This is a genomic window from Xenorhabdus lircayensis, assembly GCF_016306625.1.
In the GTDB taxonomy this organism is placed as follows: domain Bacteria; phylum Pseudomonadota; class Gammaproteobacteria; order Enterobacterales; family Enterobacteriaceae; genus Xenorhabdus; species Xenorhabdus lircayensis.
Window position 1 is genome coordinate 43241 of the sequence record NZ_JACOII010000065.1, and the last position, 10502, is coordinate 53742.

Here is a 10502-nt window from a genome sequence, read left to right on the forward strand (position 1 = left end):
TATATCCAATAGATTTCAAGTTGCCGCTCAGCCAACAAAGCGGCAGCTTGAAATGATGAAGGATATAGTCATCTCACAGTAAAAGGTAACATCATGTCAGCCATAGAAGAATTCAATAAATTATCGGGGGAAACGACCGGAAAGGAATATCTGGTTTTCACCTTGGGTGACGAAGAGTATGGAATTGAGATACTGAAAGTGCAGGAAATTCGTGGTTATGACCACGTTACCCGTATTGCGAACACGCCTACCTTTATAAAGGGAATCACCAACCTGCGCGGAGTGATTGTTCCCATTATTGACTTGAGGATCAAATTCTCACAGGAAGATATCACGTATAACGATAACACCGTTGTTATTGTCCTGAACCTGCTTAACCGAGTTGTCGGGATTGTAGTTGATGGCGTGTCTGACGTACTTTCTTTGAAAGAAAATCAAATCTGTCCTGCCCCAGAATTTGCAGTCACCTTATCCACAGAATACCTGACAGGGCTTGGCTCCATTGATGAGCGAATGTTGATTCTGGTCGATATCGAAAAACTCCTCAACAGTGAAGAAATGGCATTGGTAGATTCCGTTGCCAAAGGCTGATGTTACGGGGCTGTTGTGATAAAAAACAGCAGCCCTATTGCTCCAGATCAAAAAAAGTCTGTAAAAACTCAATTTTTGGAATTACACATAAAGTTCCCTTTAAGCGTGCCGATAACACTGGCATAGCAATTCATTACAAAAGGGAAGTCATGTTTAACCGAATGAAAATAGTGACGGGGCTTATCTCAGTCATCATACTGTTTGGTGCTCTGCAACTTATCTCCGGGGGCTTGTTCTTCAATGGCTTGAAGAACGATATAGAAGCGTTTGACCTGACGGATCAATTGCGTGAGCGGCAAAAATTATTGGATGAAAGCTGGATTAATCTGCTTCAAGCCCGTAATAACCTGAACCGCATTGGTTTGGTTATGATGATGAAAGAGAGTGACATAGATAGTGGGTCCTCCGTTGATGATATCTGGGCGGAATCTAAGGTCAACCTTGCCCGCGCGGAGCGCCGCTTCGAACAGTTTGAGAAGCTACCAAGACTGCTATCACGTGATACAGAGCGTTTTCAATCGTTGGTAAAAACTCATCGTGATTACCTTAATGCATTGAAAGATTTGGATATGATGCTGTCTAAAAAAGATTATAAAGCCTTTTTTGGGCAGCCAACCACTGACTTGCAGAATGCTTTCAATGAGGATTATGTATTTTATCTCAACCAGAATGACAAACTGTATCAAGAAGTGTCTCATGAAGCGGATGCCGCTTATCGCAATATTATTATCAGTTTGATCACCGTATTTGTGCTGCTGATTGCAGTGATGACCATAAGCTGGATTGGCTTGCGTAAGGCATTGATCGATCCATTGCACAAGTTGCTGGATAACATCAAGGCCTTCTCAAGAGGAGACTTGACCCAGACAATAGCGGTATCGGGTAATAACGAAATGGGCATGTTAGCCATTGGCCTGAGACACATGCAGGAAGAACTGATCAATACGGTCAGAAGCGTCCATCAAAGCACCGAAACTATCTATACCGGAACCAGCGAAATTGCGGCAGGTAACAACGATCTTTCTTCTCGTACTGAACAGCAGGTGGCTTCGCTGGAAGAAACCGCTGCCAGCATGGAACAGTTGACCGCAACAGTAAAACAGAATGCTGACAATGCCCGTCAAGCCAGTAACTTGGCTGACAACGCCTCTGATATCGCCCGCCAGGGAGGTAAAGTGGTGGCTAATGTTGTTCAGACCATGCATGAAATCGCAGACAGTTCTCGCAAAATCTCTGATATCACTGGCGTGATTGATGCCATTGCTTTCCAAACCAACATTCTTGCACTTAACGCCGCCGTAGAAGCTGCCCGTGCCGGTGAGCATGGACGTGGTTTTGCCGTAGTTGCCGGTGAAGTACGTAATCTGGCGCAACGCAGTGCAGAAGCGGCCAAAGAGATCAAATCCCTGATTGAAGACTCAGTAAATCGTACTGACACAGGCTCCTTGCAGGTGGAAAGCGCTGGCGAAACCATGAATAAAATCGTCGATTCTGTGACTCGCGTGACCGACATCATGGGAGAAATTGCATCGGCTTCAGATGAACAAAGCAGAGGAATTACCCAAGTTGGTGTGGCGATCTCTGAAATGGATAGGGTCACCCAACAAAACGCGTCACTGGTTGAACAGTCTGCCGCTGCTGCCGCAGCATTGGAAGAGCAGGCCAAAATATTGACCAAAGCTGTCGCGTTGTTCCAGTTACCGGAGCAGGCAGAAAGGATGCAGCCTGAAAAAAGAAAACATGAAGTTTTATTGACGGGCAAATCGTCAACTCCTCCAGCTAATAAAACGAATTCTCCCTTACTGAAGAAAGGCAGTAATGTGGAAGACCCATCTAATTGGGAAACATTCTAAAAAAATAATAGCGATAACCACGGCTGCATAACGCAGCCGTTAAACGAGGTGATTACATGTTAAGCAGGCTTCGCATATCAACCAGTTTGTATCTATTACTGATGATGTTTTGTGTTATGCAAATTATTTCGAGTGGTTTGTCTCTGGGAATAATTCATACGGATCAGTCATATATCGAAAGAATAGATTTGGGAACTCAACGGAGAGATACCCTTGGCTTGAGTTGGGCAGCATTATTGCAAACGCGTAACACTCTGAACAAAATCGCAATTGCTCAGAAAGTAGGGCAGCCACAAACACAGATAGATGCAATGGAGGCTTTACTTAAAAGTTCACTAAACGAAGCAGACAGGAATTTTGCTCGATTTAGTTCATTACCTCTGATGGAACAAACTGACAATGGAGCCGTCTTATTGACTGCTGTTGAACATTCTTATCAAGAATACACCAACGCCCTAAAAGAGCTAATAACTTATCTCTATGAAGGAAATTTTCAGGCTTTCCTTGATCAACCCACAGAAGATTATCAGCGTAAGATGGAGATTGCATATAACAACTATATGCAGTACCTCGGCGCAAACATTAGCACCGCGGTTTCTGATGGCGAATTTTACTACAAAGTATCCATTGCCATGTTCTTTGGCGCTATCCTGATGGTGTTTGTTGTTTCAGCATCGGCTCATTGGTGGTTGAGACGTAACCTGCTTAGACCGTTTTCGAACATGAGAGCTTGCTTTCAGGATGTGGCGGAAGGTCGTTTGGATAAAGAAATTGCCGTTACCACCCATGATGAAATTGGCGATATTTTCAGAAAACTGCGTGATATGCAGAAATCATTAATCAAATCCATTGATTCCGTGCGCGAGAATACCAACCAGATGTATTCCGGTATTCAGGAAATCACACAAGGTAATACTGACTTATCATCACGTACAGAACAACAGGCGGCATCACTGGAAGAAACAGCAGCCAGCATGGAAGAACTGACCGTCACCGTTAAGCAGAACGCAGAAAATGCGCGTCAGGCCAGTGAGCTGGCGGTATCTGCATCCCAGACCGCTTCAAAAGGTGGCGAACTGACCACAAGTGTTGTGGCAACTATGGATGAAATTGCCAACAGTTCGAAGAAAATCAGCGCCATTATCAGTGTTATCGATGGCATTGCTTTCCAGACCAATATTTTGGCACTGAATGCAGCCGTTGAAGCAGCGCGTGCTGGTGAGCAAGGGCGTGGATTCTCCGTGGTGGCTGGCGAAGTACGTGACTTGGCACAAAGAAGTGCTGAAGCAGCGAAAGAGATCAAAACCCTAATCGATGAATCCGTCCATCGTGTTAACCAAGGTTCAGAGCTGGTAAATAATGCAGGGCAGACCATGGATGAATTGGTCAAATCTGTTAATCGAGTGACTGACTTGATGGCTGAAATTGCTGCCGCTTCTGACGAACAAAGCCGAGGCATTCATCAAGTTGCCCAAGCAGTCGGTCAGATGGATCAGGTCACACAGCAAAATGCGGCATTGGTGGAACAATCTGCGGCGGCTGCGTCAGCTCTTGAAGATAAGGCGGACAGATTGGTGAAAACTGTTGCTCAATTTGAACTGCCTAGAGGCTTGGGCAATGAGTACGACTATCAGGAGTCTTCCACATCAAACATGACCGATGAGTATGTTGTAAGTCAAGTACGCTGAGGTCAGATGAAATCCAATTTAATAGCTTCAGATACTGATGCTACTGCACCGCTGAACTTTATGCTTCAGCGGCACGCTTTGTCGGATGCGCAATTTGAGCGTATCTGCCAGTTTATCTATCAACGGGCTGGCATTGTACTGGCAAAAAATAAACGTGAGATGGTATACAACCGCTTAGTCAGGCGGCTTCGTGTATTGGGATTCAATGATTTTGGTCAATACCTGTCTATTCTGGAACAAGATATCCACAGCAACGAATGGGAATTGTTTATCAATGCGTTGACCACTAATCTCACGGCATTTTTCAGGGAATCCCATCATTTTCCCATACTGACTGCACACGCCAGTAGGAAAAATGGAGGAACATACCGCGTTTGGAGCGCAGCCGCTTCAACGGGGGAGGAGCCGTATTCTATTGCAATGACCTTGTGTGAAGCACTGGGGCATCGGTCAAATCGGATAAAAATCATTGGCAGCGACATTGATACCAGTGTGCTGGAAAAAGCCCGGCAGGGCGTTTATCGACTGGAAGAATTGCAGTCTCTGGATGAGAGCCTAAAGAAAAAATATTTTTTCAAAGGTGTTGGTCTCTTTGAAGGATATGCTCGGGTTCGCCCTTTACTTGCTGAACTGGTAAGTTTTCAGCACTTGAATCTATTGGATTCTGATTGGGCTCTCGAAGGTAAGTTTGATGCAATTTTTTGTCGTAATGTCATGATTTATTTTGATAAAAATACGCAGGAGAGGATCTTGCGCCGTTTCGTCAATTTTTTAAAACCGGATGGTTTGCTCTTTGCGGGGCATTCCGAAAACGTCACTCAAATCAGCCGAGAGTTCTACTTGCAAGGCCAGACCGTTTACGGTGTAGGTCGGGCAAGGAGGGGTCATGAATAAAATAACTGTTCTTTGTGTAGATGATTCAGCGCTGATGCGCCAAATCATGCGGGAAATTATCAATAGCCACCCTGATATGGAAGTGGTGGATTGCGCTCCGGATCCATTTGTTGCCCGTGATTTAATAAAAAAACACAACCCGCAGGTATTAACGTTGGATGTTGAGATGCCACGCATGGATGGCATTGATTTTTTAGAAAAATTAATGCGCTTACGTCCTATGCCTGTCGTGATGGTTTCTTCTCTGACAGCAAAAGGTTCAGAAATTACGCTAAAAGCGCTGGAACTGGGGGCTGTGGATTTTGTGACCAAACCACAGCTGGGTATCCGTGAAGGTATGTTGGCCTATAGTGAGCTGATTGCTGAGAAAATTCGTGCCGCAGCGCAGGCAAAAGTCAGTACTATAGAACCTGCCCCCGAGAATGCGGTGCCGCTGAATTTCAAACCACTATTATCCAGTGAAAAACTGATCGCAGTTGGCGCTTCGACAGGGGGGACAGAGGCAATCAAAAACCTGCTGCAACCCCTGCCAGTCACCAGCCCAGCCTTGTTGATCACACAGCATATGCCCGCTGGTTTCACACGCTCATTTGCGGAAAGGCTCAATAAACTGAGTCAGATCACCGTTAAAGAAGCCGAGGATGGGGAGCGTGTTCTACCTGGGCATGCTTACATTGCACCAGGGGATCGCCATATGGAACTCTGCCGCAGTGGTGCTAATTACCAAATTATGATAACCAGTGCCTTGCCGGTTAATCGCCATCGTCCCTCTGTTGATGTCCTGTTTCGTTCCGTTGCGAAATATGCAGGGCGTAATGCCGTGGGAGTTATCCTGACTGGCATGGGTAGTGATGGTGCAGCGGGTTTGCTGGAAATGAAACAGGCAGGAGCTTATACATTGGCGCAGAGTGAGGCAAGTTGTGTGGTATTTGGCATGCCACGTGCCGCGATCCAGTTAGGGGCAGTGGATGACGTCATGGACATTCAAAAAATCAGTAAAGCTATGCTGGCTAAAATCAGCATGGGTCAATCGATTCGTATTTAGTAATGATAAGTGAAATTCCAAGGAGTTTTTATGGCAAGTAAGGATCTGAGATTTTTGGTAGTCGATGACTTTTCAACTATGCGCCGAATTGTGCGTAATCTACTGAAAGAGTTGGGCTTCAACAACGTAGATGAAGCGCAGGATGGGGCAGAAGCGTTGACTAAGCTTCGTACTGCCGAATTTGATTTCGTTATTTCTGACTGGAACATGCCAAACATTGATGGCCTCGAATTGCTGAAAACGATTCGCAGTGAAGAAAAACTGGCTGCCTTACCTGTCTTGATGGTGACAGCAGAGGCGAAAAAAGAAAACATTATTGCAGCAGCACAGGCCGGAGCCAGCGGTTATGTCGTGAAACCGTTTACTGCGGCTATTTTGGAAGAGAAACTCGATAAAATATTTGAAAAATTGGGGCTCTAAGGAGACAAAATGAGTGAAAATCCAGTCATGCCGAGAGATGAGGCGATTACTACCAGTGAAATAATCAGTCGTATTGGGCAGTTAACGAGAATGCTGCGCGATAGTCTGCGTGAACTGGGATTGGATCAAACCATTGCTCAAGCGGCTGAGGCGATCCCAGATGCGAGGGAGCGATTGAATTACGTTGTCCAAATGACGGCACAAGCGGCTGAAAGGGTGCTGAATTGCGTTGAAGTAGCGCAGCCCTGTCAGAACGAATTAGAGGCGTCGGCAAAATCCTTGACCCAGCGTTGGGATGAATGGTTTGCTGACCCAAACAATCTGGAGCTGACCGATGCCCGCTCACTGGTAACGGACACGAGAAACTACCTTAATCTTGTGCCGGAACATGCCTCATTTACCAATGCCCAATTGCTTGAGATCATGATGGCGCAAGACTTTCAGGATCTCACGGGGCAGGTAATAAAGCGGATGATGGAAGTCATTCAGGAACTGGAAAAACAGTTGGTCATGGTATTAATGGAAAATATGCCCTCTGACCAGATGACTAAAGCGCAAAAAGAGAACGACAGTCTTCTTAACGGCCCTCAAGTCAACCAGAATGGCGCTGGCGTTATTGCTAACCAAGCACAGGTTGATGATTTGTTGGATAGTTTAGGTTTTTGATAACGAGTGCGAGTATTTTAACGAACAGTATTTCGACAAATAGAACCTCCAAGGACAAAACTTTCATGTTTTGATCACGTTTGGGTGAGTCTGGTGACTGGCCCAAACGCCTGCCTCAATACTATTTTTTTCAGAGCATTGCCCCCGTCATCAATCTTCAATGTATTAGAAAGACGATTAGATCACAGTGTTATCCGATTGATTTGGTATATAAAAGCATGCCAATCCAGATCATGCAGAGGAAAACGTTGTGAAGTCGATCGATAAAATCATTAAGTTGGAAAATTCATTTGTTTCTTACCGTAAAGAATTTGAAGAAGATCAGGAAAACAACAAAAATGCAATGGTCTTTCTGCATGGTACAAATAGCAGCGGTAGTAGTAGTTTTGGGGAAATAAAAAAAACCTTTAACGGTGATCGAACCGTGATCATTCCTGATTATGCCGGGTGTGGAAATTCTGGATTACCGCCCGAAACACTGACTATTGAACACATTGCGGAGCAAATTGTTGCTGTAATAGAAGATAGCAGCAGTGCTCCTGTCGATTTAGTAGGGGTGTCTCTGGGAGCGGTAGTTGCCGCTGTTGTGGCAGCAAAGTATCCGAATTTCATCAATAAATTGATATTGACCGCACCGTGGGCGACAAATGATGATCCCCGCCATCAATTAATATTCAAGACGTGGTTACATCTGGAACTTAATGATAAAGCATCAGCAATGGCCTTTGGCCTATCACATGCCCTGAGCCCAGAATTTATCACATCACTAGGGCATAAAACTATACGGCGGATCTGCGCTAAACCAACAGAGAAAGAGACAGATAAACGCATTGCTTTGGGATTAACCACAAACATAAAAGATTATCTAGATCAAATAGATAAGGAAACACTGGTTATTGGTTTAAGCAGAGATACGTTAATTCCGTCTTATCTGGTACGTGAGGTTTATAAGAATATTAAAAATAGCACATACAAAGAAATTGATAGTGGTCATGCTGTTCAAATTGAAAAGCCAGCAGAATGGAGCAATTTAATAAAAGATTTTACTTTTTCAACATCGTTGCTTTCTAATCGTGAAATGGAAAAGTAATCACTTTCCCCACCGGCAAATACTTATAAATCGTTGACAACGACACATTGTAAATAATCGACAACTGTTTTCGGGAATGCCCCTTATTCAGCAACCTGGCGGCTTGTTGCCGATCTTCTTCGGTAAACATCACTGGCCGCCCACCAATTCGCCCCTGTTCCCGAGCCGCGGCCAGACCCGCATTGGTTCTTTCCACAATCAGCTCGCGTTCCATTTCTGCCAGCGCACTCATCACATGAAAGAAAAACCGTCCCATTGCCGTACTGGTATCAATACTGTCGGTCAGACTCTGAAAATGAATTCCACGTTCATGCAATTCTGAAATCAGTGCTACCAGATTCTTCACACTGCGACCCAGGCGATCCAATTTCCAAACCACCAGCGTATCACCGGATTTAAGATGCTTTAATGCGCGTTTCAGTCCCGGACGATTAGCCGTTTTCCCACTGATTTTGTCTTCAAAAATCAACTCACAGTTAATACTGACCAACGCATTTCTTTGTAAGTCACTATTTTGGTCATTTGTTGACACCCTGATGTAACCCACTCTTGTCACTGATAATCCTTTAGTTACCTAAGAAATTATTTATCATGCAAATAATACCTATTTATTTGCTATAAAAAACCTTTAATTTCTTTAATGGCGTGATAAAAGTTGGGTTAAATACGGTTCATATCAAAATAAGTGATGAAAGAGGAATGGCTATCAATGGGATTGATAAAACGTTACCAAAACGAGTGACTTAACTCACAGTATCAATTTTTTCTTACCAATAATACTCAATTAGTCTCGCTTATTTTCCCAAAATGATCTTTATTTAATTGAAATAATTTTGTTGCTAACTTGTTACTCGAATGAGTGCTGAGGGTGTATATGGAACTGATTACACAGTGGTTAGGTGCAATAAACGGGATTGTATGGGGAGCCCCTATGTTAATTGGGCTTCTGGGCATCGGTATTTTCATGCAAATTCGTCTGTCCTTTTTACCGATCCGTAAATTGGGCACGGGGTTCAAATTACTCTTCCAAAAAAATGAACAACGAGGTGAAGGTCAAATTTCACCTTTTAATGCCTTGATGACCGCACTATCAGCGACAATAGGGACAGGAAATATCGCGGGTGTAGCGACAGCCATTGTTATGGGGGGGCCGGGTGCATTGTTCTGGATGTGGATGACCGCATTGGTGGGCATGGCCACGAAATATTCAGAGGCGGTATTGGCGGTGCGCTTCCGTGAAACCGATAAAAATGGTAATTACGTTGGTGGCCCGATGTATTACATCAAAAATGGCTTGGGGAAAAAATGGATTTGGCTGGGAACGCTTTTCGCCTTCTTCGGCAGTATTGCGGGCTTTGGTATTGGTAATACAGTACAAGCCAACTCAGTCGCTGACGTACTGCAAAGTAACTTTGGCATTGAAAAAACCATAACCGCTGGAATTCTGGTAGTTTTGGTTGGTGCAGTACTGATTGGCGGCATCAAACGTATTTCTGATGTTGCAGGTAAATTAGTGCCTGTTATGACCGTGGGTTACTTTGGTGCAGGCGTAGTTGTTCTGGCACTCAACATTCCTGCCATTCCCGATGCGTTTGCTTTAATCATCAAATCAGCTTTCACGCCAGTTGCGGCACAGGGCGGATTTGCTGGTGCAGCAGTTTGGGCAGCGATCCGTTTTGGTATTGCCCGTGGTGTATTTTCTAATGAAGCGGGCATGGGCAGCGCACCTATCGCCCACGCAGCGGCAAAAACACAAAACCCGATTCGTCAGGGTTTGATTGCCATGCTGGGAACCTTTATTGACACGATTATTGTTTGTTCCGTGACGGGGTTAACCATTGTCATTACCGGCGGCTGGCTGACAGGTCAAACGGGCGCAACATTGACCGCAGCTTCTTTCTCAGCCGTGATTCCGGGAGGTAACTATATCGTTGCCATCGCCTTAGCTATTTTCGCCTTCACAACCATTTTGGGGTGGAGCTTTTACGGTGAGAAATGTATTCAATATTTACTGGGGCCAAAAGCCGTTGTGCCTTTCCGTATTCTCTGGATTATCGCATTGCCGATTGGGGCTACTCAGTCATTGACGTTTGTCTGGTTGCTGGCGGATACCCTCAATGCCATGATGGCGATCCCTAACCTGATAGCGATAGCGTTGCTTAGCCCGGTTGTTTATCGCTTGACGAAAGACCATATCCGTGATGTGAATGCAGATAGTATTGATATTAAACCGGTGATGAAAGTGGATTAATGAT

10 protein-coding genes are annotated in these 10502 nt (G+C 44.7%); 9 read left to right on the forward strand and 1 reads right to left on the reverse strand.

Annotated features, from left to right (window positions below):
• Window positions 1–93 precede the first annotated feature (93 nt).
• The 8 genes from cheW (at window position 94) to H8A87_RS17680 (ending at window position 8247) form a co-directional block, all read left to right on the forward strand.
• Window positions 94–591 (forward strand): chemotaxis protein CheW, encoded by a 498-nt coding sequence (cheW, locus tag H8A87_RS17645; protein ID WP_198691223.1) that lies wholly within the window; start codon window positions 94–96, stop codon window positions 589–591.
• Window positions 592–740: 149 nt separating this feature from the next.
• The gene (locus tag H8A87_RS17650; protein WP_198691224.1) at window positions 741–2444 is read left to right on the forward strand and encodes a methyl-accepting chemotaxis protein; all 1704 of its coding nucleotides are present in this window, start codon (window positions 741–743) and stop codon (window positions 2442–2444) included.
• 56 nt (window positions 2445–2500) lie between these two features.
• On the forward strand, window positions 2501–4132 hold the full coding sequence (locus H8A87_RS17655; protein ID WP_198691225.1) for a methyl-accepting chemotaxis protein: 1632 nt from the start codon (window positions 2501–2503) through the stop codon (window positions 4130–4132).
• A 6-nt stretch (window positions 4133–4138) separates the two neighbouring features.
• Window positions 4139–5026, forward strand: coding sequence for a protein-glutamate O-methyltransferase CheR (gene cheR / locus H8A87_RS17660; RefSeq protein ID WP_198691226.1), 888 nt, complete (start codon window positions 4139–4141; stop codon window positions 5024–5026).
• Complete coding sequence (locus H8A87_RS17665) at window positions 5019–6071, forward strand: protein-glutamate methylesterase/protein-glutamine glutaminase (protein WP_198691227.1); 1053 nt, start codon at window positions 5019–5021, stop codon at window positions 6069–6071. The genes cheR and H8A87_RS17665 overlap by 8 nt, the downstream gene beginning before the upstream one ends.
• 30 nt (window positions 6072–6101) lie before the next feature.
• Window positions 6102–6491, forward strand: a complete 390-nt coding sequence (cheY, locus tag H8A87_RS17670; RefSeq protein ID WP_092507037.1) for a chemotaxis response regulator CheY — start codon at window positions 6102–6104, stop codon at window positions 6489–6491.
• A gap of 9 nt (window positions 6492–6500) precedes the next feature.
• Window positions 6501–7157, forward strand: coding sequence for a protein phosphatase CheZ (gene cheZ, locus H8A87_RS17675; RefSeq protein WP_198691228.1), 657 nt, complete (start codon window positions 6501–6503; stop codon window positions 7155–7157).
• Between the two features lie 277 nt (window positions 7158–7434).
• Entirely contained in the window at window positions 7435–8247 is an 813-nt protein-coding gene (locus tag H8A87_RS17680; RefSeq protein ID WP_232370346.1) for an alpha/beta fold hydrolase, read from the forward strand.
• On the opposite strand, the gene H8A87_RS17685 is transcribed toward H8A87_RS17680, so the two are convergent.
• Window positions 8225–8803 carry a recombinase family protein gene (locus tag H8A87_RS17685; protein ID WP_198691229.1) on the reverse strand — a complete coding sequence of 193 codons (579 nt, stop codon included), beginning with the start codon at window positions 8801–8803 and terminating at the stop codon, window positions 8225–8227. The two genes, H8A87_RS17680 and H8A87_RS17685, sit on opposite strands and share 23 nt — an antisense overlap.
• Before the next feature lie 318 nt (window positions 8804–9121).
• On the opposite strand from H8A87_RS17685, the gene H8A87_RS17690 reads away from it, so the two are divergent.
• Window positions 9122–10498 carry an alanine/glycine:cation symporter family protein gene (locus tag H8A87_RS17690; RefSeq protein WP_198691230.1) on the forward strand — a complete coding sequence of 459 codons (1377 nt, stop codon included), beginning with the start codon at window positions 9122–9124 and terminating at the stop codon, window positions 10496–10498.
• The last annotated feature ends 4 nt before the right edge of the window (window positions 10499–10502 follow it).